The sequence below is a fragment of the Streptomyces typhae genome (assembly GCF_009755605.1).
GTDB classification, from domain to species: domain Bacteria; phylum Actinomycetota; class Actinomycetes; order Streptomycetales; family Streptomycetaceae; genus Streptomyces; species Streptomyces typhae.
Genome location: NZ_WPNZ01000006.1, coordinates 253,711 through 279,944, shown reverse-complemented (window position 1 = coordinate 279,944; position 26,234 = coordinate 253,711). Strand labels below are relative to the sequence as shown.

Sequence of the window (26,234 nt, the reverse complement as noted above, 5' to 3'; positions counted from 1 at the left end):
TCGCAGCCCTTCGAGACCGTCCGGAGCACCCCTTGCGCACCGCCGACATCCGCACCCGTTTCCTGGACTTCTTCGCCGAGCGCGGCCACACCGTCGTGCCCAGCGCCCCCCTTCCCACGCCCGACCCGACGCTGCTCTTCGTGAACGCGGGCATGGTGCCGTTCAAGCCGTATCTGACCGGGGAGGCGGCGCCCCCGTGGCCGCGGGCGACCAGCGTGCAGAAGTGCGTGCGCACCCTCGACATCGAGGAGGTCGGCAGGACGACCCGGCACGGCTCCTTCTTCCAGATGAACGGCAACTTCTCCTTCGGGGACTACTTCAAGGAAGACGCCGTCACCTTCGCCTGGGACCTGAGCACCCGCTCCGTCGCGGACGGCGGCTACGGACTCGACCCGGCGCGGATCTGGGTGACCGTGCACCACTCCGACGACGAGTCCCGCGCCCTGTGGCGGCGGATCGCCGGCCTGCCCGACGAGCGGATCGTGGCGCGCGGCGACGAGGACAACTTCTGGTCCATGGGCGTCCCCGGGCCGTGCGGTCCCTGCTCGGAGCTGTACTACGACCGGGGCCCCGCCCTCGGCCGCGCGGGCGGTCCCGCCGTCGACGAGGACCGGTACATGGAGTTCTGGAACCTCGTCTTCATGCAGTACGAGCGGGGCGCGGGCACCGGAAAGAGCGGCTACCCGATCCTCGGTGAACTCCCGCGCCGCAACATCGACACCGGCATGGGCCTGGAGCGCATGGCCACCCTCCTTCAGGGCGTCGACAACCTCTACGAGATCGACGAGACCCGGCCCGTCCTGGACCGCGCCGCCGCACTCGCGGGTGTCCGCTACGGCGCCGACCCGGCGGCCGACGTACGCCTGCGTGTCGTCGCCGACCACGTCCGCACCGCCTTGATGCTCCTCGCGGACGGCTCCGCCCCCGGCAACGAGGGCCGCGGCTACGTCCTGCGCCGCATCCTGCGCCGCGCCGTCCGCTCGATGCGCCAACTCGGCCACGAGGACCCCGCCCTGACCGATCTCCTCGCGGTCGCCCGCACCTGCATGGCGCCGAGTCACCCCGAGGTCGCCGAGGCCTTCGACCGCATCGCCGACCAGGCCGCAGGTGAGGAGGACGCCTTCCGCGCCACCCTCAAGCAGGGCACGACCGTCCTGGACACCGCCGTCACCCGGGTCAAGGCCGAAGGCCGCCGCCAACTGCCCGGGGCCCAGGCCTTCCTGCTGCACGACACCTACGGCTTCCCCATCGACCTCACCCTGGAGATGGCCGCCGAGCAGGGCGTCGAGGTCGACCGCGACGGGTTCACGGCCCTCATGCGCGAGCAGCGCGAACGGGCCCGCGCCGACGCCCGCGCCCGCAAGTCCGGCGGCGCGACCGACACCACCGCCCTGCGGTCCGTCCTGGACGAGCACGGGCCCACCGACTGGCGTGCCTGGGACACCCTGACCGCCGACGCCCGCGTGCTCGCCCTCCTCGGCGCCGCGGGCCCGGTGCCCGCCGCCCACGCCGGGGACATCGTCACCGCCGTCCTGGACCGCACCCCCTTCTACGCCGAGTCCGGCGGTCAGGACAGCGACGCCGGGCACCTCTCCGGCCCCTCCGTGGAGGCCGAGGTGCTCGACGTGCAGCGTCCGCTGCCCGGCCTCGTCGTCCACCAGGTGCGCGTCACCGCGGGCGAACTCGCCGTGGGCGACGCCGTGCACGCGGCCGTCGACCCCGAGTGGCGGCTGGGCGCCCGCCAGGCCCACTCCGGCACCCACGTCCTGCACGCCGCGCTGCGCGAGATCCTCGGTCCCACCGCCCTTCAGTCCGGCTCCTACAACCGCCCCGGCTACCTCCGTCTTGACTTCCCCTGGCGCGGCGGTCTGTCCGCCACCGTCCGCAGCGAGGTCGAGGAGGCGGCGAACCGCGCCCTGCGCCGCGACCTGCCCGTCGACGTACGCTGGATGACGCTGTCCGAGGCCAAGGAACTCGGCGCGCTCGCCCTGTTCGACGAGACGTACGGGGAGCAGGTGCGGGTCGTCGAGATCGGCGGCGCCTGGTCCCGCGAGCTGTGCGGCGGCACCCACGTCGCGCACGCCGCGCAGGTCGGCCTCGTCGCGCTGACCGCCGAGTCGTCCGTCGGCGCTGGTATGCGGCGCCTGGAGGCCGCGGTCGGCATCGAGGGCTTCGGCTACCTGGCCCGCGAACGCGACCTCGTCGCCCGAATCGCCGAGCAGGTGCAGGCCCCGCGCGCGGAACTCCCCGAGCGCGTCGCGGGCCTCCTCGACCGGCTCAAGGCCGCCGACCGCGAGAACCAGCGGCTGCGCCAGGCCGCGCTCGCGGGGCGCGCGGCCGACCTCGCCGCGCGGGCCACCGACGTGGCGGGCGCGCGGGTCGTCACCGCCACGACGGACGGCGACGCGGGCGCGGCCAGGACGCTGGCCCTTGAGGTCCGCGGCCGGCTCCCCGCGGACCGCCCCGGCGTGGCCGCCGTCGCCCTGACCACCGACAAGCCGGTCCTCGTCGTGGCCGTCAACAAGCCGGGCCGCGCCGCGGGCCTCACCGCGTCCGCCCTCGTCAAGCGGCTGCTCGGCGGCAGGGGCGGCGGCTCGGACGAGGTGGCGCAGGGCGGTGGCGTACCGACGGCACAGCTCGACGCGGCGCTGACGGGGCTCGCGGGGGCCGTACGGGAATCCCTCGGGGAGTAGCGCCCGCCACACGCGCGGAGACCTGACCGGAGCCTTGGGGAAACCGGGGCTCCGGCCAGGTGTGGACTTACTAGGAAGTCCAAGTATATCTTCGGTGGAGAAGCCCGCGGTGCAGGGAAGCCGGTGTGAGTCCGGCGCGGTCCCGCCACTGTGACCGGGGAGTGCGTTCTCGCGTGAGACAACGCCACTGACGGGGAAGCCCGTTGGGAAGGCGGGAGGGCGTGCGCCGATCCGGGAGTCAGGATACCGGCCGCGGGGTGTTCCGTGTTGTCCACGAGGATGGAGCAGACACGCATGGCCCCGGTGCGCACCCACGACCCCGGTGATCCCGCGATGCGAGCGGCAACCCCCGCTGTCTGACGGCGACTTCGCCGTTCGCGTCCCCTTCCTGTCCTGACGTACGGGCACGCCCACGCGTGCCGTGTCATGCCGTGTGCGCGTCGACGTCACGCCCTGTGCGCGTCGATGCACTCCGTGTGCGCGTCGACGTCACGCCGCGTCCGTGTCGACGTCACTCCGCGCGAGTGCCGCCGCGCGCCCGCGGCGTGTCGGCACCTGCCCGCGCATGCCCCCGTACGCCTCGACGGGCGGTCGGACGTGCCCGTCCTCGGAGACCGCACCTGACGAGAGAGCAGGCTTCCATGGTCCGTGAACTGACCCACTTCATCGGCGGCGAGCACACCCCGGGAACCTCGGGCGCGCTCGCCGACGTGTACGACCCCAACACCGGCGAGGTGCAGGCCCGCGTCCCGCTCGCGAGCCGCGCCGAGACCGAGGCGGCCGTCGCCGACGCGGCCGCGGCCCAGCACGAGTGGGGCGAGTGGAACCCGCAGCGCCGGGCCCGGGTCCTGCTCCGCTTCCTCCAGCTCGTCGACGGCGAACGCGACTCGCTCGCACGGCTGCTGTCGTCCGAGCACGGCAAGACCGTCGCCGACGCGCACGGCGACCTGCAGCGCGGCCTGGAGGTCGTGGAGTTCGCCGCGGGCATCCCGCACCTGCTCAAGGGCGAGTTCACGGACAACGCCGGAACCGGCATCGACGTGCACTCGCTGCGCCGCCCCGTCGGCGTCACCGCGGGCATCACCCCGTTCAACTTCCCCGCGATGATCCCGCTGTGGAAGGCCGCACCGGCCATCGCCTGCGGCAACGCCTTCATCCTCAAGCCCTCCGAACGCGACCCGTCCGTCCCGCTGCGGCTTGCCGAGCTCTTCCTGGAAGCGGGCCTGCCGCCCGGGATCCTGAACGTCGTCAACGGCGGCAAGGAAGCCGTCGACACTCTCTTGGAGGACCCGCGCGTCCAGGCGCTCGGCTTCGTCGGCTCGACCCCGGTCGCCGCGCACATCTACGCCACCGCCGCCGCCCACGGCAAGCGCGCCCAGTGCTTCGGCGGCGCCAAGAACCACATGATCGTGATGCCGGACGCCGACCTGGACCAGGCCGTGGACGCGCTGATCGGCGCCGGGTACGGCTCGGCGGGCGAGCGCTGCATGGCCATCTCCGTGGCCGTACCGGTCGGCGAGGCCACCGGCGACGCCCTCGTGGCCCGCCTCAAGGAACGTGTCGGCGCGCTGCGCATCGGCCGCTCCGACGACCCCGAGGCCGACTTCGGTCCCCTCGTCGGCCGCGAAGCCGTCGACCGCGTCCGCTCGTACGTCGACCTGGGCGTCGAGGAGGGCGCCGAACTCGTCGTGGACGGCCGGGGCTTCTCCCTGCCCGGACACGAGGGCGGATTCTTCGCCGGGGCCTCGCTCTTCGACCGCGTCACCCCCGACATGCGGATCCATCAGGAGGAGATCTTCGGCCCGGTCCTGTCCGTCGTCCGTGCCGCCGACTACGAGGAGGCGCTGCGGCTGCCCTCCGAGCACCCCTACGGCAACGGCGTCGCCCTGTTCACACGGGACGGCGACACCGCCCGCGACTTCACGCGCCGCGTCGACACCGGCATGATCGGCGTCAACGTCCCCATCCCGGTCCCCGTCGCGTACCACACCTTCGGCGGCTGGAAGCGCTCCGGTTTCGGCGACCTGAACCAGCACGGCCCGGACTCCATCCGCTTCTACACCCGCACCAAGACCGTCACCTCGCGCTGGCCCTCCGGGGCCAAGGAGGGCGCGAGCTTCACCATCCCGACGATGCGGTGAGCGGCATGACCAGCACACGTACGAACACCGGCACCCTGCTCACCGAGGACCAGCTCGCCATCGTCGAGACCACGCTCGACTTCGCCCAGGAACACCTCGCCCCGCACGCCCTCGCCTGGGACCAGGACAAGCACTTCCCCCTCGACGTCCTGCGCAAGGCCGCCGACCTCGGCCTCGGCGGCATGTACGTCGCCGAGGACGCGGGCGGCTCCGGGCTCACCCGTGCCGACGGCGTACTCGTCTTCGAGGCACTCGCCTCCGGCTGCCCGTCCATCGCCGGCTATCTGTCCATCCACAACATGGTCGCCTGGATGATCGACCGCTACGGCGACGAGAGTCAGCGCGCCCGCTGGCTGCACCCGCTGACCTCCATGGACCACCTCGGCAGCTACTGCCTCACCGAGCCCGGCGCGGGCTCGGACGCCGCCGCGCTCAGCACCCGCGCCGCACGCGACCGCGACACCTACGTCCTCAGCGGCGTCAAGCAGTTCATCTCCGGCGCGGGCGCGGCCCACGTGTACGTGGTGATGGCCAGGACCGGCGGGAGCGGGCCCGGCGGAATCTCCGCCTTCGTCGTCGAACGCGACGACCCCGGCCTCTCCTTCGGCCCGAACGAGCACAAGATGGGCTGGAACGCCCAGCCCACCCGGCAGGTCGTCCTCGACGAGGTGCGGGTGCCCGCCGACCGGCTGCTCGGCGCCGAGGGCGACGGCTTCCGCATCGCCATGAACGGCCTCAACGGCGGCCGCCTCGGCATCGCCGCCTGCTCCCTCGGCGGCGCCCGCAGCGCGCTCGACCGCAGCCTCACCCACCTCGCCGACCGCGAGGCGTTCGGCGCCCGGCTCCTGGACGCACAGGCCCTGCAGTTCCGGCTCGCCGACATGGCGACCGAACTGGCCGCCGCCCGCGCCCTGGTCCACCAGGCCGCCCGCGCCCTGGACGCGGGCGACGCGCAGGCGCCGCACCTGTGCGCCATGGCCAAACAGTTCGCCACCGACACCGGCCACTCGGTCGCCGACCGCGCCCTGCAACTCCACGGCGGCTACGGCTACCTCACCGAGTACGGCATCGAGAAGCTCGTCCGTGACCTGCGGGTCCACCGCATCCTGGAAGGAACGAACGAGATCATGCGCCTCATCGTGGCCCGCGGTCTGACGGGGGCACTGCGATGACCTCCCCACGGACCGCCACCGCGCCCCCAGACACCGACGACTGCGTGCTGCTGCGCACCGAGGGCCGCGCCGCGTACATCGTCCTCAACCGGCCGCGCGCCCTGAACGCCCTCACCCACGCCATGGTCCGCCGCATCGACTCGGCCCTGACCGCGTGGGAGACGGACCCCGCCGTGGAGGCCGTGGTCCTCACCGGCGCGGGGGAGCGCGGCCTGTGCGCGGGCGGTGACATCCGCGCCATCCACGACGACGCCCGCACCGGCGGGCGGGCCTCCGCGGACTTCTGGCGCGACGAGTACCGCCTCAACGCCCGTATCGCGCGCTATCCGAAGCCGTACGTGGCCGTGCTCGACGGCATCGTCATGGGCGGCGGCGTGGGCGTCTCGGCGCACGGCAGCGTCCGCGTCGTCACCGAACGCTCCCGGATCGCCCTGCCGGAGACGGGCATCGGCTTCGTCCCCGATGTCGGCTCCACCTACCTCCTCGGCCTCGCACCGGGCGAGCTCGGCACCCATCTCGCCCTCACCGGGCAGCAGGTGGGCGCCCACGACGCCCTGCTGTGCGGACTCGCCGACCACTTCGTGCCCGCCGAGCTGCTGCCGCGCCTGGTCGCGGACCTGGCGGCCGATCCGGTGCGCGAAGTCCTCGCCCGGTACGTGTCCGAGGCGCCCCCCGGCGTGCTCGCCGGGCAGCGGGAGTGGATCGACGCCTGCTATCCCGCGGAGCGGGTCGAGGACATCGTGGCCCGCCTCGCGTCGCACGGAGCGCGGGCCGCCGAGGAGACCGCGCGGACGCTGGGCACCAAGTCCCCGACGGCCCTGAAGGTGACACTGGCGGCCCTGCGGCGGGCCCGGCTGCTCGGGCCGCTGGAGCGGGTCCTCGAACAGGAGTACCGGGTGTCGTGTGCGGCCCTCGGCTCCGCCGACCTCGTGGAGGGCATCCGCGCCCAGGTCGTGGACAAGGACCGCACGCCCCGCTGGTCCCCGGCCACGCTCGCCGCCGTCACCGACGACGACGTCGCCCGCTACTTCGCCCCGCTCGGCCCGCGCGAACTCGCGCTCGCCGACGGCCACGCCGCACAGGAGGTGCCCTGGTGAGCTCCGTGATCGCCTTCGTCGGCCTCGGCCACATGGGCGGCCCCATGGCCGCCAACCTGGTCAAGGCGGGACACCGCGTCATCGGCCACGACCTGGTCCCCGACGCCCTGGAGGCCGCCGTGGCCGCCGGGGTCGAGGCCGCGCCGTCGGCCGCCGCGGCCGCCGCCGACGCGGACGTCGTCGTGACCATGCTGCCCGCGGGCCGGCATGTCCTCGCCCTCTACCAGGAGCAGGGCCTGCTCGCGGCGGCCCGGCCCGGCACGCTGTTCGTCGACTGCTCCACCATCGATGTCGCCGACGCCCGCGCGGCCCACCAGGCGACCGTGGCCGCGGGACACCGCGCCGTGGACGCGCCCGTCTCCGGCGGCGTGATGGGCGCCGAAGCGGCCACGCTCACCTTCATGGTGGGCGGCGACCCGACGGCCTTCGCGCAGGCCGAGCCGCTCCTGACGGCGATGGGCAAGAAGGCCGTGCACTGCGGTGCGGCGGGCGCCGGACAGGCCGCGAAGATCTGCAACAACATGATCCTCGGCGTCTCGATGATCGCCGTGAGCGAGGCGTTCGTCCTCGGCGAGAGCCTCGGCCTGTCCCACCAGGCGCTGTACGACGTGGCCTCCACCGCGTCCGGGCAGTGCTGGGCGCTGAGCGTCAACTGCCCGGTGCCGGGCCCCGTCCCAGGCTCGCCCGCCAACCGCGACTACCTCCCCGGCTTCGCCGCCCCTCTGATGGCTAAGGACCTGGGTCTGGCCGCGAACGCCGCGCGCGAGGGCGGCGTCGACGCCGAACTGGGCCTGCGCGCGGCGGCCCTGTACGCCGCCTTCGCCGAGGGCGGCGGCGCGGCCGAGGACTTCTCCGGGATCGTCCGCGCCATCAGGGAACGCTCCGGGCGGCGACCCGCCGCCGACACCCACGACAGGAAGGCGCGAAAGCGATGACGGACAGCCCGTACGAGACCATCCTCCTGGAGCGCAAGGGCCGCGTGGCCCTGCTCACCCTCAACCGCCCCAAGGCTCTCAACGCCCTCAACCTCCAGGTCATGAACGAGGTCGTGGCCGCCACCGAGGACCTGGACCGGGACCCGGAGGTCGGCTGCGTCGTCCTCACCGGTTCCGCGAAGGCGTTCGCGGCGGGCGCCGACATCAAGGAGATGTGTCCCCAGGGCTATCTGGACATGTACCTCAGTGACTGGTTCGCGGCGTGGGACCGGCTCGGCCGGGTGCGCACGCCGACGGTCGCCGCCGTGTCCGGCTACGCCCTCGGCGGCGGCTGCGAACTCGCCATGCTCTGCGACATCCTGCTCGCCTCCGACACCGCCGTCTTCGGCCAGCCCGAGATCAAACTCGGGGTGATCCCCGGCATCGGCGGCTCCCAGCGGCTGACCCGCGCGGTCGGCAAGGCCAAGGCGATGGAGCTGTGCCTGACGGGACGCACCATGGACGCGGTGGAGGCGGAGCGCGCGGGACTCGTCTCGCGTGTGGTCCCCGCCGGTGAACTCCTCGGTGAGGCGCTCGCGGTGGCCGACACCGTGGCGGGCATGTCCCTGCCGGTGGCGATGATGGCCAAGGAGTCGGTCGACAGGGCCTTCGAGACCACGCTCACCGAGGGTGTCCGCTTCGAACGCCGCCTGTTCCACGCGGTGTTCGCGACGGAGGACCAGAAGGAGGGCATGACGGCGTTCACGGAGAAGCGGGAGCCGCGCTTCAGGCACCGGTGAGGGAGGCGTCGACACGAGGATTTCCGCTGACGGCCGCCTGGTGTACGCATTACGGACGTTTGCCGGCACCAGGCGGCCCGGCCCGTCGCCGGGTCGATGTGACCTCCGTCACCTGTTCGATGTTCCCTCCGGGGTGTGGGTCGCCCCCTGTCGATGCGACGGTTGAACGTTACGGCTGCTCACGTACGGTGTCCGAACGGTAACTTAAGGGATTGGTCTACGCCTCTGCGTGGCGATGTGGTCACCTTGAGTCAGAAACTGATCGGGAACGGAGTGCACGTTTGACCCCCGCGATCCGAAATCCTGCCGTCGAGGACGCAGAGAGGTGTCCTTGAGCGTCAACCGCCCTACGCGCAGGGCGAGGTGACGCTGCGTGAGCAGGAGAGGACAGGTCCTCGGAACCGTGAACGATCTCTTGATGCTGCTGGCGGTCGCCACCGCCCTGCGCGTTTTCCTTCCCGACATCGGCATGGGCGTACGCCGGCTGCTGCGTGCCGGTGCCCGTGTCGGTGTCGCCGAACTGCTGCACACCTCCCCGCCCCCGCCCCGGGAGGAGGAGGGCCCGTCACGATGACAGCCTCCGAGGACAGCGACGCACAGCACACCCTTTCGACCTCCGTTGAGGACCTGAACGCCTTGCACGGCATCCACTACGAGATGCCGACGTCCCTGGACGCCTTCTTCCGCATGTACGCCAAGCCGCAACTGCGCTACGCGGCCACCGTGCTGGGCGACAAGAACGCGGCCCGGACCGTCGTGCACCGTCTCTACACCCACCTCGCCCTGAACTGGTCCGTGATCCTGCTCCAGGAGGGCGGCCCGGAGGCGTACGCCTGGCGCGCGCTGAAACTGCGCGTCGAGAGCCATCTGCGCATGAACCCCGGGCCCACCGCCGACGGACGCAGCACCGCGCCGGGCAACGCCCGAACCACGGCCGTCCACGAGGCGGTCCGCGCCACGCTCAACGCCATGCGCGCGCAACTGGCGGCCCTGGACTCGCCGCTCGGCCTCTACACCGCGATCGCCGCCCTGCCGGAACGCCAATTCGACGTCATCATCCTCCAGTACGTCCTCGGCTACCCCGCTCGGCGCGTCGCCAGCATCATGGGCATACACGCGAGCACCGTACGGGCGCACCGCCGCCAGGCGCGCAAGCGCATCGCCACGAAACTCGGCCTGGACCCGGACCTGGGTGACGACGAGGAGAAGGAGTAAGACCGTGCCGCGCACCATCGACGAGATCCTCCGCCGGGCCGCCGTCTCGGACGGCTTCGCCGACGAGGACCTGGACGACCTGCGACAGGAGGTCGTCCGTGACGTCACCGCCGTGCTGATGTTCGGCATCGGCCCCACCCCCGACGGCCAACTGCCCACTGCCCTCGCCCGAGCCGACGAGGATCTGCGGGCCCTGTCCACCGCCTTCCTCCACAGCGGCGACGCCGCCGCGCACCTGGCCAGGATCGCGGTCGTGCCCGACGACGCCGACGGCGCGCTGCGCTTCGGCTGTCTGCTCGACCTCGCCCGGCACCCGGAAGGCGCCCTGTGGTGGTGGCAGTTCGCCGCGGGCGCGGGCAACGCCACCGCCGCCTACTGCCTGCACCTGCTCCATCTGCGCCGCGGCGAGCTCCGCGACGCCGACCACTGGGCGCACCAGGCCCTCGACCTCGACGCCGACGTGCAACTGGCGCCGACGCCGTTCGTCCAGCGCCTGGCCGGCCACACCGAGGAACTGCGCAAGGCGGTCGACCGGCTGAAGGTCGACGTGGTCGACGGCGCCCAGTACCACCACCCCGACCAGCGCCTCGCGGCCCGGATCGAGGAGCTGGCCGACGCCGCCTGCTGACCCTGCCGCGCGGCGCGGGCCCCGCTCACCGGCGCCGTACGTACGCGTTCAGCGGTGACACCCCGTCCAGGTCGATCTGGAGCCCGCCGAGGGCCTTGGAGTAGAGCAGGGTGCGCGTCGGCACATAGACGGGTACGGCCGCCGCCTCCTCCATGAGGCGGCGGTCGACCGCCGACCACAGCCGGCCCGCGGACTCCACCGTCCCTGCGGCCCCCGCGGCCTTCATGGCGGTGTCCACGCCGGAGCTCTTCAACCGCGAGTAGTTCGACGTCGTCGGGTAGGAGAACGCGCCGTCGAAGTAGTCCGGCAGGAAGGAGGAGGCGACGGGCAGGCTGCCTCCCACCCCGATGCGGAACAGGTCGTACTTGCCCGCGCCCGCGTTGCCGTAGAACTTCGAGATGTCGGCCTGCTCGGTCTCGACCCGGAACCCGGCCCGCTCCAGGGCGGCCTCGACCACCTCGGCCCGGTCGGCGTCGGTGGGCGCCGCGTGCCCGAGCGTCAGCCGGTAGCCGACCTTGCCCGCCTCCTGGAGGAGCGACATCGCCTTGGCGGGGTCGCCGTGCGCGCCCGCCTCGTACAGATCGAAGGGGCGGGCGCCGCGCACACCCGGCGCCAGCAGGTTGTGGTGCACGGTGCCGCCCTCGTTGCTCGCCCTGAGGACGTCGTCGGAGGGCATGGCGGTGGCGATCGCCTGGCGCACCCTGCGGTCCTTAACCCGGCTCGTGTTGATGACGTAGGCCTGCACGAACGGGGAGGGGGCGGAGAGGCGCCGGGTGCTGTCCGGGACGCCGGCGAGGTCGTTCTTGCGGAGCGAACCGTTGAACGACATCACGGCCGCGTCAACTCCCGCCCCGGCCGTGCGCCGCGCGATCTGCTCCGTCATGACGTTGCTCTCGATGCGGTACGAGTCCGGGTAGGCGGTGCGCAGCGGGTCGGAGCCCGCGTCCCACTCGGGGTTGCGGGACAGGACGATGTCCTTGCCGGGCTTGCGGTCCCCGACCCGGTACGGGCCGGTGGCGGGCGGTGCCCCCGGGGCGGCACCGGTGCCGCCCGCGCCCGCGGGCACCGGTACGCCGCTTGGGCTCGCGAGGGCGACGTTGAAGTCCGGCCGGGCCCGGTCGAGACGGTAGACGACCGTGCGGTCGTCGGGGGCCGTGATGGCGCCGGGCGGCAGTGCGATCTGCTTGGTGCCGAGGTCGGCGGCGGTCTTGGGGCCCAGGATCCAGGTGTGCAGGGTCCGGTCACCGAGGACGAAGTCCTTGGCGAGGGTGCGTTCGACGGCGTGGACGAAGTCCTGCGCCCGGACGGGACGCCCGTCCTCGTACGTCACCCCGTCCTTGAGCGTGAACGTCCAGACCCGGCCGCCCTCGGAGGCGCGCCCGGCGTCCGTCGCCAGGTCGCCGACGAGCCTGACCGTGCCGTCGGGAAGCGTCTTGAGGCCCGTCAGGCTGCGGTACACCAGGCGGGCCATGATCCGGTCGGCGCCCGACCACATCTTTCCCGGGTCGGTGTCCGTCAGCTCGGTGGGTTCGAGGACGGTGACCTCGCCGCCCCTGCGGGCGCCGGTGACGGCGGGCGCGGGCCCCCGCGCGTCCTTCGCGGTGCCCGCGACCAGTGTCTCGGTCCTGGCCCGCGCGGCCACGGTGCCGGGCGCGCCGACGGGTTGGGCGCTGCTCGCACCGCCCTTCTCCTTCCCGCCTCCGCCGCCGTCCCCGTCGCCGCCTCCGCCTCCGCCGAACGCGTCGGTGAGGGTGAGCGCGGCGACCAGCGCCGCGGCGGTGACGGCGGCGCCTCCCGGGATCCACCAGGTGCGCCACAGGGGTCGTCGCGGTGGTGCGTGCGGGGGCGCCGTGGGCGCGGGCGGCGGAGCCGAAGGTCTGGGCGGGGGGAGGGGGTACGAGGTGGGGGGCCGGGGCGGGGTGCCGGCGCCGGTACCGAAGCCCGTGCCGGTCGCGGCCGAGGGCGCCGGGGAAAAGCCAGGGGAGCCCAGGGCGCCCGGGGCGGGGAACCCGGAGGTCGTGGGCGCGGGCCCGAAGGCCGCGGGCGCCGACAAATCGGGCTTCGACAAATCGGCCTTGGGCGAATCGGGCTCCGGCACACCAGGTTTCGACGGGCCGGGCTCCGGCAGGGCGTGCCGCGGCAGATCGTGCTCCGGCAGGGCCTGCCGCGGCAGGTCGGGGGCCGACGAGGACGGGCCGGGCACCGCCAGCGCTTCCAGGGCGATCCGTGCCTGCTCCGCGTCGGGCCTGTCGGCGGGCGGCTTCGCCAGCATGCGGCCCACGAGCTCGTCCCACGCGGGCGCGAGCTCCGGGCGCCGTACGGAGGGCCTGTCCGGGATCTCGTAGACGTGACAGTGCATCAGCGCGGCGGCCGACGGCGCGTCGAAGGGCGGGCTGCCGGTGAGCATCTCGTGGACCATGCAGCCGAGCGCGTACACATCGGTGCGCCCGTCGCCCGGAGCGCGCGTGAACCGCTCCGGGGCCATGTAGTGCAGCGTGCCGATGGGGGAGTCGGCGGTGCGGGTGAGATAGCCGCCGGCCCCGGTCGCCGCGTCGAGGAACTTGGCGATGCCGAAGTCGAGGACCTTCGCGGTCCCCTCGTCGGTGACCATCACGTTGGCCGGTTTGATGTCCCGGTGCACGATGCCCGCCCGGTGGGCGACGGCGAGCGCACGGCACACCTGCGCGGCTATGCGCGCCACGCGCCGGGGCGGCAGTCCGTGCCCGCCCGCGAGGAGTTCGGTCACCGTACGGCCGGAGAGCAGCGGCATCACGAGATACGGGATGTCCCCGTCCGTGCCGTGGTCGAAGACGGGCACGATGTACGAGCTGTCGAGCGCCGCCGCGGCCCGCCCCTCGCGGGCGAACAGCGCCAGCATGCGGTCGCGCTCCGCCGCCGACGTGTCCGGCGGCAGGCCGAGCAGCTTCACGGCCACCTCACGGTCCAGGCGCGCGTCCCTGGCCCGCCAGACCGCCCCCATGCCCCCCGCGCCGATCCGCTCCGTGAGCGCGTACCGACCGTCCAGGACTGTGCCCCGCATCCCCCACCCCACCGACCCCGACCAGGCGCGCCCCCGCGGGCGGCGAGGTCAATTTACCCGTGCCGCCGTCGACTTGGTGCACGGTCCCAAACCGGTCGTGGCGATCGTGGCGGACGGGGCAGGTGTGTCCGGGTACGGCCGCGTGGCGTAATTCCCACCTCTTTCCTTCGATACTTGAAAGTCATGTGCCGGTTATTGACGTGACTCGTTCACAAAATTTATGGTCCGTGGACCCTCACACCACGACGGAGAACAATGACGTACTCCTTGCCCGCCGCGCTGCTCGCCGGAGTGCTCGTCGCGGCGGTCCCACCGCCGGCCGCCTCCCAGGCAGGCGCCGCCTCCGCGGACCGCACCCCCACCGCCACCGAGTGCCGCAAGGGCGGCGGCTGGACGCTCGACAGCACCCGCGCCGACCCCGAGGACAGCCACCACGCCTACGTCGGCAACGGCTATCTGGGCCAGCGCGTGCCGCCGAACGGCACCGGCTACGACGCGAGCGGGGCCAAGACCGGCTGGCCGCTGTTCACGCCGCGCTACGACGGGTCCTTCGTGTCCGGCCTGTACGCGCACAACCAGCACACCGCAGAGAACCGGCAGGCCGTCGCCGCGCTGCCCACCTGGACGCCGCTCACCGTCACCACCGGCGGCGCGGACGGCGAGACCTTCAACTCTTCGACACCGCCGGGCCGTGTCTCCGCCTACCGCCAGAGCCTCATGATGCACTGCGGCATCGTCCGTACCAGCCTCACCTGGACCGCGTCCGACGGCCGCCGCACCGACCTCGCCTTCGACGTGCTCGCCGACCGCACCGACCCGCACGTGGGCGCCGTCCGCCTGACGATGCGACCGCACTGGAACGGCGCCGCGACCGTCACCGACCTCGTCGACGGGCGCGGCGCGCGGCGCGTGGCCCAGACCGGCGGCGGGGACCGGAACGGCCGCCACGGACCCGCCATGGACGTCGCGTTCCGCACCGACGGCACGAAGGTCGACGGCGCCGTCGCCTCCACCCTGCGCGCCGGACGCGGCGTGACCGGCGCCCGCGAGCACCGGGCGGGCCGGGCGGCGAAGCTCTCCAACCGGCAGTCGCTCACGCTGCCCGTACGCAGCGGACGGTCCTACGAGCTCACCAAGTACGTCGGCGTCGACACCGGCCTGACCTCCCGGTCCCCGCGCAGGGCCGCCACCGCCGCGGCACAGCGCGCCGCGGCCCGCGGCTGGGGCGCCCTCCTGCGGTCCCACACCGCCGCCTGGGCACGTCTGTGGCGCAGCGACATCGAGGTCCCCGGCCGCCGCGACATCCAGACCTGGCTGCGCTCCGCGCAGTACGGACTGCTCGCCAGTACCCGCGAGGGCGCCGCGAACAGCATCGCGCCCGCGGGCCTCACCAGCGACAACTACGCGGGCCTGGTGTTCTGGGACGCCGAGACGTGGATGTACCCCGGGCTCCTCGCGACCCGGCCCGCCCTCGCGAAGTCCGTGGTCGACTACCGTTACCGCACCCGCACGGCGGCCCGCGAGAACGCCCGCGACTTCGGGTACGAGGGCCTCTTCTACCCCTGGAACAGCGGCAGTTCCGGCGATCTCGCCAAGGAGTGCCACAGCGTGGACCCGCCGCACTGCCGCACCCAGATCCACCTCCAGTCCGACATCTCGCTGGCCACCTGGCAGTACTACCTCGCCACCAAGGACACCACGTGGCTGCGCGAACGCGGCTGGCCGGTGATGAAGGGCATCGCCGAGTTCTGGGCGGGCCGCGTCAGCCGCAACACCGACGGCAGCTACTCGATCAAGGACACCGCGGGACCCGACGAGTACAGCAACGGCGTCGACGACGCCGTGTTCACCAACGCGGGCGCCGTCACGTCCCTGCGCAACGCCACCCGCGCCGCACAGCTCCTCGGCGAGCGGGCACCCGCCGAGTGGAGCGCGATCGCCGAGAGGATCCGCATCCCGTACGACGCCGGACGCAAGGTCTTCGAGCAGTACGACGGCTACCGGGGCAGCCGGATAAAACAGGCCGACACGGTCCTGCTCATGTACCCGCTGGAGTGGCCCATGCCCGAGGGCGCCGGGGCCGCGACGCTCGACTACTACGCGGCACGCACCGACCCGGACGGACCGGCCATGACGGACTCCGTGCACGCCGTCGGCGCGGCGGGCATCGGCGAGCCGGGCTGCTCCACGTACACCTACATGGAGCGTTCGATTCGGCCGTTCGTCCGTGGCCCCTTCGCACAGTTCTCGGAGGCCCGCGGCGACAAGGCGGGCGCGGACGACCCGCTGTCGGGGTCCCCGGCGCACGACTTCCTCACCGGCAAGGGCGGCTTCCTCCAGACCTTCACCCACGGCCTCACCGGCATGCGACCGCGCGCGGACCGGCTGCGCCTCGACCCGATGCTGCCCCCGCAGCTCTCCGACGGCGTCACGCTGCGCGGCCTGGCCTGGCAGGGCCGCACGTACGACGTGGAGATCGGCGCCGAGCACACCACCGTCCGCCTCGCCTCCGGCGCGCCGATGACCCTCGACACCCCGCAGGGTGAGCAGACCGTCAGCGAGGGCTCACCCGCCGTCCTGAAGACCCGCCGGCCCGACCTCACCCCGACGGACAACAGGGCGCGCTGCAAGCCCGCCGAGGCGACATCGGAGGAGCCCGGCATGTACGCGGGCGCCGCGGTCGACGGCAACGCGGCCACCTCGTGGGTCCCCGACGCTGCCACCGGCACCCTGACCGCCGACCTCGGCAGGCCCGTACGGGTCCAGGAAGTCGCCCCGACGTGGACCGAGGTGAAGCCGGCGGCGTACAGGACGGAGGTGTCCCCCGACGGCCATCACTGGTACCCGGTGCGGTACGAGGAGACGCCGCGGCTCGTGCGGTACGCGCGGGTGACGGTGCACGGCGCGGCGGGCGCCGAGAAGCACCCGGGCATCGCGGAACTGGCGGTGCGCGAGGCCCCGTCGGGGTGAGTGCGCCCTACAGGTAGGTTGGGGCGATGACCAACGAACGGGGAGAAGTCCGCGACGCCCCACGGGGAGTCGTGCAGGAGTCGGCCTCCACCTGGCGCCAGCCGCTCCCGCCGCCGCTGTCGGCGGAGCGGGACGCGCTGGTCCAGGAGGTGGCCGGGCGCGTCCTCGCCCGCGGCGCCGCGGCGCCCGGCCCCGGCCGCCTCCTGGTCGGGGTCGACGGCTTCACGGCGGCGGGCAAGACCAGCTTCGGCCACGAACTGGCGCAGCGGATCAGCGCCACCGGGCGCCCCGTGCTGCGGGCGACCCTCGACGACTTCAAGAAGCCGTGGCGGGACCGGCACCTCTACGACCGGGAGAGCGGCGAGGGCTACTACCGCAACGCGTACGACTACGAGTCCGCCAAGCGACTCCTGCTCGACCCCTGCCGCTCCGAGGGCCCGGCCCGCTGCGCCCTGTGCGGCATCGACCCGCTCACCCAGGAGGACCACTCCGCGGACACCGTCCCCGTGCCCGCGGACGCCGTGCTGATCGTGGACGGCGTCTTCGCGTTCCGCCCGGAGATCAACGACTACTGGGACTTCCGCGTCTGGCTGGACGTCGACGGGGAGACGTCGGTGCGGCGGGGCGCCGCACGCGACCAGGACTGGGCGGGCTCCGACGCCGAGTCGATCCACCGCAACCGCTACCTGGTCGCCGAACGCATCTACCTCGACGAGGTCCGGCCGCTGCCGATGATGGACGTCGTCATCGACAACTCGGACTTCGCGCGGCCCCGCGTCGTCGGTCCTTGCGGCCGCTGAGGCTCCCGAGGCTCCCGCGGCCGCTGAGGCTCCCGAGGACCCGGACATCGACCCCGTACGAGGGACACCCCGCATACCCGGGGAGCGGTACGGGCAGCCATCTCGCCGCCCGTAAGCCCCCGGTGAGCACCTCGGGGGCCCAACTCCGCACGTGAACAAGGTGGTTCCATGCGCCGCACGCCGTCCCCACGCCGCTCCGTCGCCCTCGTCGTCGCCTCGCTCGCCGCTGTGACCGCGCTCGCCGCACCGGCCGCCGCCGGTGCCGTCGGGGCGGCACCGGCTTCGGTGGCGAGTCCGCTGCCGCCGCTGCCCGAGTCGCTGATCACCGAGGGGGTCACCGTCGAGGGCCCGCTCATCAACAACCTGGTGCTGCCCCTCGGCCGCTGACCGTCCACCGGCGCCGGGCCTGGCGGCGTGTCAGCGGTTCGACAAGCAGAGGTGGACGTCCTTCTCCTGGTCCCCGAAGGCCGAGCCCTCGTCGCTCACGGAGAACGCCGAGGCCAGGAAGGCGCGCATCCGGTCCACTCCCACATAGCCGCCCTGCACGTCGGCGGAGACCGGCCGGGACAGGGTGCCGGCCGAGCCGGGCGGGACGTCCTCGCCCGCCGCGGCGATGTCGAAGGTCTCGGTCCACACCGTGGCCTTCCCGCCGCCGTCTCCCGCCGTCGAACCGGACGCGCCGTCCGCGCCGCTCGCCCCGGCGGGGGCGTCCGCCGGAGCGCCCTGGGGGAAGGCCGTCCGCAGGAGGTCGAAGACCGCGGCCGCGTCCTCGGCGGAGCAGTCGCTGAGCTCCACCGTGACCGGTGCCGAGGACAGTTCCGTATCGCTCACCGCTCATCATTCCTTTCGTGGTGCGGGTACTCGTGGTGCGTGCGCTCGTGGTGCGCGCGGACACCGGGGTCCGCCCCCGGCCCAGCCGGTCGGAGCCGGTGAGCCGTGGGTGGGCCGGCCGGCGGCGGAGCGGAGCGCGCGCGTCCACGGCCGCGCCTAGTCCGCGGGCTCGTCCGGCACGGGACGGTCGGGTCCCGGACCGTGCGCGTGCGGGGCGCCGCGCCGTCCGGTGCCCGCCTCGTCCGTGTCGGGCACGTCGTCGTCGGTGTCCGGCGCGTTGCCCGTGGTCTCGGACTCGTCGTCCGGGTCCCAGGGGTCCTCGCCGTCCTGCGCCTGCTGATCGGGCAGGTCCCGCGGCACGGGCGGGCCGTCCTCACCGACGGACGGGGGGTTCTGCTCGCTCACGATGCTGCCTCCGTTCCTTCGCGTGGCCGTGGCCTTCGCCGGCGTACGTCTTCTCAGCGTGGCCTTCGTCGGCGTACGCCGCGCCTCGGTGGAGGCGGCTGCCTCCGGTCGCGGGGCGCAGGTACCCACGCCGTTCGCCGTGACACCTCCGACACCTTTGCCGCCTTTGACACCTGCGCTCCGATCACGGTGTACCGGCTGCCGTGATCCGGCCACACGAGGGTGCGCCGGTTGCGCGGGCGCCCCGCGGGTACCCGGCACGACCGGAGCCACGCGTCGAGCGTGGCGGGACCCGGGCGCAGTACGCCGGTGGTTTCATAACGGAAAGTCCGGCTAGTCACGTAGGTGACGTACGGGGCGGAGCGCGACAGTGCGGCAAGCGGAGTAGTGACTCCGCGCAGGGCGAGCGGAGGTGACGGGTGCGGCACACGGCTGCCACGGTGTTCGGGTTCGCCGCGTGGTGGCTGGCGCTCGGAGTCCTCTGGCTCCTCCTCGTCGGGCCCGTCGACGGCTTGGAGCTGGTGGTCGGTGCGGGTGTCGGCCTCCTCGGCGCGGTGGCCGCGCGGGCCGCACGGCACGCGGTGGACGACCGGTGAACGGCTGGCTGGCCGCCGCGGGCGTCCTCCTCGCGGGCGGAGTGGGGCCCACCGTGTGGGGCGTGGCCACGGGCCCTGTGCGACGTCGCGTCGTCGCCCAGAACACCGCCACGCTGCTGGTCTGCCTCGCCACGCTGCTCCTCGCGCAGGGGTACGCACGCCCCTCCTACGTGGATGTGGCGCTCGTGCTGGCGGTCCTCGGGCCCGTCGGCACCCTGGTGTACGCCCGGCTGCTCGCCGACGACCTCAGGGCGGAGCCCCCCTCGGGCCGCGCGGCCACCTGGGCGGCCGTCGCGCTCACCCCGCTCGTGGTGGTGCCGATGTGCGTGGCCGCGGGGCCGGGCAGGGCGGCGCTCAAGCTCCTGTTCATCGGAGGGCTGCTGGTGGCGGGCAACGTCGTGGCGGCGCGGGCGCTGCGGGGTGCGGGGCCCGCTGACGACGGGGGTGGCGCGGGTGGCGTCGGCGGCTCCGACGGTCCCGGCGGCTTCGGCGGTGCGGGTGGCGCCGACGGCGGGGGCGGCTTCGGCGGGGCGGGAGGCGTGGACGGCGGCGGCTCCGGCGGTGCGGGTGGCGCCGACGGCGGGGGCGGCTTCGGCGGGGCGGGAGGCGTGGACGGCCGGGGCGGCGAGGTGCGCGGTCCGGCGGGGGGCGTCCGTGGCTGACGCCCTCGTGGTGATCACGCTCGTGCTCGTAGCCGTCTCGGCGACCGCTGCGGTGGCCGTCCGGGACCCGGTGCGCCAGGCACTCGTCCTCTCCCTGCTCGGCCTGACCCTCGCCGCCCTCTTCACGGTGTTGCAGGCCCCCGACGTGGCCCTCTCCCAGATCGCGGTGGGCACGGCCCTGACACCCCTGCTGATCACCCTGGCGGTCCGCAAGGTGCGCAGGCGCCCGCACGAACGCGCCCGCGGGCCCCGGGGGCGGTCCGAGTGAGCCGCCGCCTGCGCGGGTGGGTCCTCGCCCTCGGCCTCGGGGGCCTGGGCGCGCTGCTCGTCGCCGCCTGCCTCGACCTCCCGGACTTCGGCGGCGAGCGGCACCCCTACGGCGACCGGGCGGTGCGCGCCGCGCTCTCCCGGCACACCGCCAACGTGGTGTCCTCCGTCAACTTCGACCTGCGGGCCTTCGACACCCTCGGCGAGGAGAGCATCCTGTTCGGCGCGGTGCTCGGCACGGTCGTCCTGCTGCGGCAGACCCGCGACGAACGGCAGGTGGAACCCGCCCCGGCCCGGGTCTCGCCGTCGGTGCGCCGCTACGCGCTCATCGCGCTGCCGCTCACCCTCGTGGTCGGCCTGTACGTCGTCGCCCACGGCCAGCTGAGCCCCGGCGGCGGCTTCCAGGGCGGCGTCGTGGCGGCCACCGCACTGCACCTGCTCTACATCGCCGTGGACTACCGTGCGCTGCGCCGGATCCGTCCCGTCCACCTCTACGCGGTCGTGGACGCCGCCGGGGAAGCGGCCTTCGTGGTGGTCGGCGCCGCCGCGCTGCTCGGCGGCTCCGCCTTCCTCGCCAACACCCTGCTGCCGTACGGCGAGTTCAACACCCTCGCCTCCGGCGGGACCGTGCCCCTCCTGAACGCGGCCATCGGCATGGAGGTCGCCGCCGCGGTGGTGGTCCTGCTCGCCGGATTCCTGGACCAGGCGGTGGAGATCGAGGACGGGCCGTCCGCCGGGCGGCCGACCACCGGAACCAGGGAGTGAATGCGTCGTGATGTCCGTCCTGCCGTACCTGGTCGCGGCGTGGATCTTCCTCGTGGGCTGCTACGGCCTCGCGACCAGCCGCAACCTCATCCACGCCGTGGGCTGCCTCGTTGTGTGCCAGTCGGCCACGTACGTCCTGCTCCTCGCCGTCGGCTACCGCGACGGCGGCACCGCACCCGTCCACTCCGACCTGGAACCGGGTTCCCGGCCCCTGGTGGACCCCGTCGTGCAGGCCCTCGCCCTCACCGACGTCGTCGTCGGCGCCACCGTCACCGCGCTGCTGCTCGCCCTGGTCGTCCAAGTCGCCAAGCGGCACGGCACGGTGGACCCCGACGAACTGTCCGAGCTGCGCGGATGAGCCGTCTGCTGCCGCTGATCGTGGCGCTGCCCCTGTTCGGGGCCGCCGTCCTCGTCGCCGCCGGGCGGGGACTGCCGCGGATCGGGGCCGAGATCCTGGGCTGCGTGTTCGCCGCGGCCACCGCGGGCCTGGCCCTCGGCGCCCTCGCCCTCTCGTCGTCGCCCGTCGTCACCTGGGTGGGCGGCTGGACGCCGCGCGACGGCACGAGCGTGGGCATCGTCCTGCGCGGCGACCGCATGGCACTCGGCCTCGCGGCGCTGGTGTCCCTCCTCGTCGTCGCCGTGCTCGCCTACTCGTGGCGTTACTTCGACGAGCCGCCCGTGCGGCAGGCCGGGACGTTCCCGGCCCTCGTGCTGCTCTTCGAAGCGGGCATGTGCGGCTTCGTCCTCACCGGCGACCTCTTCAACGCCTTCGTGTTCTTCGAGCTGATGAGCGTCATCGCCTACGCCCTGACGGGCTACCGGGTCGAGGAGGCCAAGGCCGTGCAGGGCGCGCTGACCTTCGGCGTCGTCAACTCCCTCGGCGCCTACGCGACGCTGATGGGCATCGCCCTGCTGTACGCGCGCACCGGGGAGCTGGGCATGGAGGCGATCGGCGCCCGGCTCGACGCGCGGGGCGGGCCCGACGCCCTGGTCCTCGCGGCGTTCGTGCTGATCCTCACGGGCCTGCTGGTGAAGGCCGCGGCGGTGCCCTTCCATTTCTGGCTGCCCGACGCCCACGCGGTGGCGCCCACCCCGGTGTGCATGCTGCTCTCGGGCGTGATGGTCGAACTCGGCGTGTACGGGGCGGGACGGGTGTACTGGACGGTGTTCGCGGGCCCCGGCGGGGTGCCTGCCGCCGACGCCGAACGGGCCCTGGTGGCCCTCGGCGCGGTGACGGCGGTCGTGGGGGCCGTGATGTGCTGGCAGCAGCGGCACGTGAAGCGCCTCCTCGCGTACTCGACGGTCGCCCACACGGGCCTCTTCCTCGTCGGCGTCGGGGTGCTCACACCGGAGTCGACGTCGGGCGTCGCCGTGTACGTCCTCGGACACGCGGGCGTGAAGGCCGCGCTGTTCGCCTGCGCGGGCATCCTGCTCGACCGCTACGGCAGCATCGACGAGCACGAACTGCACGGCCGCGCCGGTGAACTGCCCGCCGTCGCCGTCCTCTTCGTCGCCGGCGCCCTGGCCCTCGCCGGGCTGCCGCCGTTCGGCTCCGGCCTCGGCAAGGCGGTCACCGAGCACGCGGCGGGCATCCCGCTCACCGTGGTGTTCGTGCTGGTCTCGGCGGTGACCGGGGGAGCGCTGCTGCGCGTCGCCGCACGGGTCTTCGCCGGGGCCGGGCCGCGGCCCGCGGACGGTTCCGCGGACGGTTCCGCGTACGAGACCAGCGGCGAGCACGAGGAGCCGGAGACGCGGGGGCTGCTGCGCCGGGTCCCCGACACCATGCTCGCCGTGCCGTGCGCGCTGCTCGCCGCGTCCCTCGTGACCGGCCTCCTGCCGTCGCTCGCCGCCGGGGCCGCGCACGCCGCCGACCAGGCCCTGCCGCACGTCGCCGGGCCCACGCCCGCACCGCACTGGACCACGTCGGGCATCCTGCTCGGCCTCCTGCCCGCGGCCCTCGCCGTAGCCCTCGCCGCCACGGCCGTCCTGCGCCCGGCCCGCCCGGGAACGAGGGACCTCGCCGGGCCGCTGCGCCGCCTGCACTCCGGCCATGTCGGCGACTACGTGGCCTGGCTGCTCGTGGGGGCGGCGGTGCTGGGGGCGCTGGCGCTGCCGGGGGTGGTGGCGGGCTGAGGCACTTGGCGGTGCGGGGTGGGCGTGGCGTGCGACGCGTTGTGGTGCGGCGTGGCGTGGCGGGGTGCGGTGCGGCGTGGCGTGGCGTGGCGTGGTGCAGCGTGGCTATGTGCGGTGTGGCGGGGTGCGGTGCGGCGGGGTGCGGTGCGACGCGGCGAAGGCGTCGTTTCCCGCGTCGACGCCCCCGCTGCCGGCTCCGCGTCGCCGCTCCCGCTACCGGCCCCGCGTCGACGCCCCCGCCGCCGCCCAGGCCGGCGCCGCCTACGCCTCCGCGGCCAGCCAGTCCAGCGCGGCCTGTGCCGTGAACTCCTCCTGCCCGCCCCGGAACAGCAGGTCCGCCGAGGCGAAGGCCGGGTCGTCGGCCTGTGCGGCGACATAGGGAACGGCGACGCACCGCATGCCCGCGGCCCGTGCGGCGAGCGCGCCCGGCGCGGCGTCCTCCAGGACCACGCAGTCGGCGGGATCGGAGCCGAGGAGCGCGGCGGCCGCGAGGAACACGTCGGGCGCGGGCTTGCCGCGGGCGACCTCGTCGGCCGAGACGAGCGTGGTCAGGCGGGCGTCCAGGCCGGTGCCCGCGAGGATCGCCTCGATGGCCGCGCGCGAGGACCCGGACGCCACCGCCATCGGCACCCCCGCCTCGGCCAGCGCCTCCACGAACTTCGCCATCTGCGGGAAGACGCGGGTGGACGCGCCCGCGAGGGCCAGATAGCGCTGGTTCTTCTCCGCGAGCAGATCGGCGAGCGGCGCGCTCAGGCCGTACCGCTCCTTCCACTGCGCGACGGTCTCCTGGGTGGAGATGCCGACGTACGTCTCGTGGGCCGCCCACGTGAAGTCGGAGATGCCGTGCTCGGCGAGCAGTTGCCGACCCGCTTCGAAGTAGTTCGGCTCGCTGTCCACGAGCGTTCCGTCGAGATCGAAGATGACCGAGGTGTGGTTCAGGGTGCGCATGTGTCCAGCATGCCTGGCGGTGCCTATCGTGTGGGCCATGAGATCGCGTCGTGTGAAGAAGACCGGCCGCGCAGGGCAGTTGGCGCGGGGCCAGGAGATGCCGTGGGCCGGGACGCCCGCTGCCGAGGCCGCCGTCGCCCTGATGGAGCGCCTGACCGAGGAACTGGGGACCCGGTCGTCGACCGTCGTCCACGGCGAGCCCGTCACCGCCGGGGGCGTGACCGTCGTACCCGTCGCCGAGGTGGGCTTCGGCTTCGGCGGCGGCGCGGGGCCCGCGGCCTCAGCGGGCGGGGACGCGGGCGAGGAGACGGGTGCGGGCATCGTGGGCGGCGGCGTCCGGGCCCGGCCCCGCGGCTTCATCGAGATCAAGGACGGGACCGCCACGTACCGGCCGCTGCGCAGCCCCTGGTGGGATGCGGCCGTGCCGCTCGCCGCCTTCGCGGCGGGCGCCGCGCTCCCGGTCCTCCTGCGCCGCCTGACCCGCCACCGCTGAGACCGCGGGCCCCGCCCCCGAGGCGGGGGCCTTGCCTCACTTCTCCGCGGCCGCGGCCCGCCCCATCGACTCGACCAGCGGCAGCAGCCGGTGCGGAACCCGCTCGCGCAGAGCCATCTCGGTCCGGGTGCGCACCACCCCGGGCAGCTGGATCAGACGCTGGATGACGTCCTCCAGGTGGCCGTTGTCCCGGGCGACGACCCGGGTCAGGAGGTCGCCGCCGCCGGTCATGGAGAACGCCTCGACGATCTCCGGGACGGCCGCGAGCGCGTCGCCCACCTCGTCCAGATGCCCCTGGGTGACCTCGATGTGCACGAAGGCGAGCACGGGGTGGCCGAGGGCCGCGGGGGAGAGCCTCGGCCCCGTGCCCGTGATGACCCCCTCGCGCTCCAGGCGGTCGAGGCGGGCCTGGAGCGTGCCGCGGGCGACGCCCAGGATGCGCGCGTACTCCCGCACGCTGGTGCGCGGCTGCTCCAGGAGGAGCCGCAGGATGCGGGTGTCGAGTTCGTCGACGGCCATGGTGCGGGTCTCCCGGGTACGCGAGTCGATCACGGGTGACCGTACCAACGGCCAGGTACCGCCGCTGGACCGCTGTTACGCACCTGTTTCACTTCTCACTGCAACGAGTCGTCCACTTCCGCTGTCTAGCAGGCGAACAGTGACGTACGTCGACATATTGAGGAGTGGACCGCAGTGGGGGACATACGCAGACGAGGAATCGTCGCCCTGGGGATCACCGCGCTGGTGGCCCCGCTCACGGTGGCCCTGGGGAGCACCACCGCACAGGCCGCGTCGTGCTCGGCGGGGACGGGCCCGTACCAGAAGAAGGTCGAGAAGTTCCTCGGCCGCCCGGTGGACGGTCGGCAGTCGACCGCCGACTGCAAGGCGGTCAAGGCTTTCCAGACGAAGCACTCCATCACCCCGAACGCGGGCTATGCGGGAGCTGTGACCTGGGGCGTCATGGATCTCATGAACAAGCAGAAGGCGGCGGGCAGCAACCCGAACAAGGCGGGCAAGTGTCCCGTCAACAAGGGCCGTATCGCCTGTGTCGACCTGACCCGGCAGCTCAGCTGGATCCAGGACGGCAAGACCCTCAAGTACGGCCCGGTGCCGGTGCGCACCGGCCGCAACGGATACGAGACCCGCACCGGCCTGAAGAAGGTCTACTGGCGGGACATCGACCACGTGTCGAGCCTGTACCACGTGCCGATGCCCTACAGCCAGTTCTTCGACGGCGGCCAGGCCTTCCACTCGGTCGGCATCAGCGTCTGGGCCCCGCCCGGATCGCACGGCTGCGTGAACATGACCAAGACGGTCGCCAAGAAGTACTGGAGCATGCTCCGCAACGGCGACGACGTCTTCGTCTACGGCCGCAAGCCCGGGACCTGAGGTTCCGGCAGCTCCGGGCACTCCGGGAGATCCGCCCGGACCGACCCTGGGGACCCGGTGCGTCGACGTGGCCGTTGGCCCGACGACGCACCGGCCCCCGGGCCCCGGACTGGGCCAATGGCCCAGTCGTGCGAGCCCGGGTTGAGCCACCGGGCCTCTGAATGGTCTGATGGTTCTGTCGATGGCGCTGCGGGATCTCCGCGGCGCCTTATTCATGTGCGCACGCGTGTCCGCGTGGGGCCGTGACCGCCGGAACCGCAGAGGGGTGGCAACGC

The 26,234-nt window shown here is 73.6% G+C and carries 25 protein-coding genes and 1 riboswitch; of the genes, 20 read left to right on the top strand and 5 right to left on the bottom strand.

Annotated features, from left to right (window positions below; all coding sequences use genetic code 11):
• Nucleotides 1-32 precede the first annotated feature (32 nt).
• The 9 genes from alaS (at nt 33) to GPA10_RS43680 (ending at nt 10,660) form a co-directional block, all read left to right on the top strand.
• A complete protein-coding gene (gene alaS, locus GPA10_RS13425; RefSeq protein ID WP_157165698.1) occupies nt 33-2,693 on the top strand; it encodes an alanine--tRNA ligase in 2,661 nt (886 codons plus the stop codon).
• Nucleotides 2,694-2,783: 90 nt separating this feature from the next.
• A riboswitch (cobalamin riboswitch) is annotated at nt 2,784-2,962 on the top strand.
• A gap of 372 nt (nt 2,963-3,334) precedes the next feature.
• Nucleotides 3,335-4,834: a CoA-acylating methylmalonate-semialdehyde dehydrogenase gene (locus GPA10_RS13420; protein ID WP_157165697.1), complete on the top strand. Its 1,500-nt coding sequence runs from the start codon at nt 3,335-3,337 to the stop codon at nt 4,832-4,834.
• 5 nt (nt 4,835-4,839) lie between these two features.
• On the top strand, nt 4,840-6,006 hold the full coding sequence (locus GPA10_RS13415; RefSeq protein WP_157165696.1) for an acyl-CoA dehydrogenase family protein: 1,167 nt from the start codon (nt 4,840-4,842) through the stop codon (nt 6,004-6,006).
• Nucleotides 6,003-7,103, top strand: a complete 1,101-nt coding sequence (locus GPA10_RS13410; RefSeq protein ID WP_157165695.1) for an enoyl-CoA hydratase/isomerase family protein — start codon at nt 6,003-6,005, stop codon at nt 7,101-7,103. The genes GPA10_RS13415 and GPA10_RS13410 overlap by 4 nt, the downstream gene beginning before the upstream one ends.
• Entirely contained in the window at nt 7,100-8,038 is a 939-nt protein-coding gene (mmsB, locus tag GPA10_RS13405; RefSeq protein ID WP_343040777.1) for a 3-hydroxyisobutyrate dehydrogenase, read from the top strand. Before GPA10_RS13410 ends, mmsB begins: the two co-directional genes overlap by 4 nt.
• A complete protein-coding gene (locus GPA10_RS13400) occupies nt 8,035-8,817 on the top strand; it encodes an enoyl-CoA hydratase (RefSeq protein WP_157165694.1) in 783 nt (260 codons plus the stop codon). Before mmsB ends, GPA10_RS13400 begins: the two co-directional genes overlap by 4 nt.
• 403 nt (nt 8,818-9,220) lie before the next feature.
• A complete protein-coding gene (locus tag GPA10_RS13395; protein ID WP_157165693.1) occupies nt 9,221-9,391 on the top strand; it encodes a hypothetical protein in 171 nt (56 codons plus the stop codon).
• Nucleotides 9,388-10,032: a sigma-70 family RNA polymerase sigma factor gene (locus tag GPA10_RS13390; RefSeq protein WP_058852824.1), complete on the top strand. Its 645-nt coding sequence runs from the start codon at nt 9,388-9,390 to the stop codon at nt 10,030-10,032. The genes GPA10_RS13395 and GPA10_RS13390 overlap by 4 nt, the downstream gene beginning before the upstream one ends.
• A 4-nt stretch (nt 10,033-10,036) precedes the next feature.
• Nucleotides 10,037-10,660: a hypothetical protein gene (locus tag GPA10_RS43680; RefSeq protein WP_157165692.1), complete on the top strand. Its 624-nt coding sequence runs from the start codon at nt 10,037-10,039 to the stop codon at nt 10,658-10,660.
• A 25-nt stretch (nt 10,661-10,685) separates the two neighbouring features.
• Here the strand turns inward: GPA10_RS43680 and GPA10_RS13380 are convergent, their stop codons facing one another.
• Nucleotides 10,686-13,700 (bottom strand): ABC transporter substrate-binding protein, encoded by a 3,015-nt coding sequence (locus GPA10_RS13380; protein ID WP_157165691.1) that lies wholly within the window; start codon nt 13,698-13,700, stop codon nt 10,686-10,688.
• 255 nt (nt 13,701-13,955) lie between these two features.
• On the opposite strand from GPA10_RS13380, the gene GPA10_RS13375 reads away from it, so the two are divergent.
• From GPA10_RS13375 to GPA10_RS13365, 3 genes are all read left to right on the top strand, one after another.
• The gene (locus GPA10_RS13375) at nt 13,956-16,670 is read left to right on the top strand and encodes a glycosyl hydrolase family 65 domain-containing protein (RefSeq protein ID WP_157165690.1); all 2,715 of its coding nucleotides are present in this window, start codon (nt 13,956-13,958) and stop codon (nt 16,668-16,670) included.
• A gap of 26 nt (nt 16,671-16,696) precedes the next feature.
• Nucleotides 16,697-17,470: a nucleoside/nucleotide kinase family protein gene (locus tag GPA10_RS13370; RefSeq protein WP_157165689.1), complete on the top strand. Its 774-nt coding sequence runs from the start codon at nt 16,697-16,699 to the stop codon at nt 17,468-17,470.
• A gap of 168 nt (nt 17,471-17,638) precedes the next feature.
• On the top strand, nt 17,639-17,857 hold the full coding sequence (locus GPA10_RS13365; protein ID WP_157165688.1) for a hypothetical protein: 219 nt from the start codon (nt 17,639-17,641) through the stop codon (nt 17,855-17,857).
• 30 nt (nt 17,858-17,887) lie between these two features.
• On the opposite strand, the gene GPA10_RS13360 is transcribed toward GPA10_RS13365, so the two are convergent.
• Both GPA10_RS13360 and GPA10_RS13355 read right to left on the bottom strand, forming a co-directional pair.
• Nucleotides 17,888-18,301: a hypothetical protein gene (locus tag GPA10_RS13360; protein WP_058852830.1), complete on the bottom strand. Its 414-nt coding sequence runs from the start codon at nt 18,299-18,301 to the stop codon at nt 17,888-17,890.
• A 156-nt stretch (nt 18,302-18,457) separates the two neighbouring features.
• Entirely contained in the window at nt 18,458-18,706 is a 249-nt protein-coding gene (locus GPA10_RS13355; RefSeq protein WP_343040775.1) for a hypothetical protein, read from the bottom strand.
• A 419-nt stretch (nt 18,707-19,125) separates the two neighbouring features.
• Between GPA10_RS13355 and GPA10_RS42400 the strand changes: the two genes are divergently transcribed.
• Genes GPA10_RS42400 through GPA10_RS13330 form a run of 6 tightly spaced genes read left to right on the top strand, consistent with a single transcriptional unit; the run spans nt 19,126 to nt 23,129 of the window.
• Nucleotides 19,126-19,302 carry a hypothetical protein gene (locus GPA10_RS42400; RefSeq protein WP_246259098.1) on the top strand — a complete coding sequence of 59 codons (177 nt, stop codon included), beginning with the start codon at nt 19,126-19,128 and terminating at the stop codon, nt 19,300-19,302.
• Nucleotides 19,299-19,964 carry an MrpF/PhaF family protein gene (locus tag GPA10_RS43675; RefSeq protein WP_343040773.1) on the top strand — a complete coding sequence of 222 codons (666 nt, stop codon included), beginning with the start codon at nt 19,299-19,301 and terminating at the stop codon, nt 19,962-19,964. Before GPA10_RS42400 ends, GPA10_RS43675 begins: the two co-directional genes overlap by 4 nt.
• Nucleotides 19,957-20,232, top strand: coding sequence for a Na(+)/H(+) antiporter subunit B (locus GPA10_RS13345; protein WP_343040771.1), 276 nt, complete (start codon nt 19,957-19,959; stop codon nt 20,230-20,232). Before GPA10_RS43675 ends, GPA10_RS13345 begins: the two co-directional genes overlap by 8 nt.
• The gene (locus tag GPA10_RS13340; protein WP_343040770.1) at nt 20,229-20,996 is read left to right on the top strand and encodes an MnhB domain-containing protein; all 768 of its coding nucleotides are present in this window, start codon (nt 20,229-20,231) and stop codon (nt 20,994-20,996) included. The genes GPA10_RS13345 and GPA10_RS13340 overlap by 4 nt, the downstream gene beginning before the upstream one ends.
• Before the next feature lie 10 nt (nt 20,997-21,006).
• Nucleotides 21,007-21,354: a sodium:proton antiporter gene (locus GPA10_RS13335; protein ID WP_157165687.1), complete on the top strand. Its 348-nt coding sequence runs from the start codon at nt 21,007-21,009 to the stop codon at nt 21,352-21,354.
• Complete coding sequence (locus GPA10_RS13330) at nt 21,351-23,129, top strand: complex I subunit 5 family protein (RefSeq protein ID WP_157165686.1); 1,779 nt, start codon at nt 21,351-21,353, stop codon at nt 23,127-23,129. Before GPA10_RS13335 ends, GPA10_RS13330 begins: the two co-directional genes overlap by 4 nt.
• 261 nt (nt 23,130-23,390) lie before the next feature.
• Here GPA10_RS13330 and GPA10_RS13325 read toward each other — a convergent pair whose 3' ends face one another.
• Nucleotides 23,391-24,077 (bottom strand): HAD family hydrolase, encoded by a 687-nt coding sequence (locus tag GPA10_RS13325; RefSeq protein WP_157165685.1) that lies wholly within the window; start codon nt 24,075-24,077, stop codon nt 23,391-23,393.
• A 37-nt stretch (nt 24,078-24,114) separates the two neighbouring features.
• Here GPA10_RS13325 and GPA10_RS13320 point away from each other — a divergent pair, with 37 nt between their 5' ends.
• Entirely contained in the window at nt 24,115-24,570 is a 456-nt protein-coding gene (locus tag GPA10_RS13320) for a GerW family sporulation protein (RefSeq protein ID WP_246259063.1), read from the top strand.
• 36 nt (nt 24,571-24,606) lie between these two features.
• On the opposite strand, the gene GPA10_RS13315 is transcribed toward GPA10_RS13320, so the two are convergent.
• On the bottom strand, nt 24,607-25,089 hold the full coding sequence (locus GPA10_RS13315) for an Lrp/AsnC family transcriptional regulator (protein ID WP_157165822.1): 483 nt from the start codon (nt 25,087-25,089) through the stop codon (nt 24,607-24,609).
• Nucleotides 25,090-25,263: 174 nt separating this feature from the next.
• Here GPA10_RS13315 and GPA10_RS13310 point away from each other — a divergent pair, with 174 nt between their 5' ends.
• Nucleotides 25,264-25,959, top strand: coding sequence for a L,D-transpeptidase family protein (locus GPA10_RS13310; RefSeq protein WP_343040769.1), 696 nt, complete (start codon nt 25,264-25,266; stop codon nt 25,957-25,959).
• Nucleotides 25,960-26,234: the final 275 nt, after the last annotated feature.

Coding starts and splice junctions, on each gene's coding strand:
- GPA10_RS13420 (WP_157165697.1), top strand. CDS start 3,335: ATGGTCCGTGAACTGACCCACTTCATCGGCGGCGAGCACACCCCGGGA.
- GPA10_RS13415 (WP_157165696.1), top strand. CDS start 4,840: ATGACCAGCACACGTACGAACACCGGCACCCTGCTCACCGAGGACCAG.
- GPA10_RS13410 (WP_157165695.1), top strand. CDS start 6,003: ATGACCTCCCCACGGACCGCCACCGCGCCCCCAGACACCGACGACTGC.
- GPA10_RS13400 (WP_157165694.1), top strand. CDS start 8,035: ATGACGGACAGCCCGTACGAGACCATCCTCCTGGAGCGCAAGGGCCGC.
- GPA10_RS13390 (WP_058852824.1), top strand. CDS start 9,388: ATGACAGCCTCCGAGGACAGCGACGCACAGCACACCCTTTCGACCTCC.
- GPA10_RS13380 (WP_157165691.1), bottom strand. CDS start 13,700: ATGCGGGGCACAGTCCTGGACGGTCGGTACGCGCTCACGGAGCGGATC.
- GPA10_RS13375 (WP_157165690.1), top strand. CDS start 13,956: ATGACGTACTCCTTGCCCGCCGCGCTGCTCGCCGGAGTGCTCGTCGCG.
- GPA10_RS13370 (WP_157165689.1), top strand. CDS start 16,697: ATGACCAACGAACGGGGAGAAGTCCGCGACGCCCCACGGGGAGTCGTG.
- GPA10_RS13365 (WP_157165688.1), top strand. CDS start 17,639: ATGCGCCGCACGCCGTCCCCACGCCGCTCCGTCGCCCTCGTCGTCGCC.
- GPA10_RS13335 (WP_157165687.1), top strand. CDS start 21,007: ATGTCCGTCCTGCCGTACCTGGTCGCGGCGTGGATCTTCCTCGTGGGC.
- GPA10_RS13330 (WP_157165686.1), top strand. CDS start 21,351: ATGAGCCGTCTGCTGCCGCTGATCGTGGCGCTGCCCCTGTTCGGGGCC.
- GPA10_RS13325 (WP_157165685.1), bottom strand. CDS start 24,077: ATGCGCACCCTGAACCACACCTCGGTCATCTTCGATCTCGACGGAACG.
- GPA10_RS13320 (WP_246259063.1), top strand. CDS start 24,115: ATGAGATCGCGTCGTGTGAAGAAGACCGGCCGCGCAGGGCAGTTGGCG.
- GPA10_RS13315 (WP_157165822.1), bottom strand. CDS start 25,089: ATGGCCGTCGACGAACTCGACACCCGCATCCTGCGGCTCCTCCTGGAG.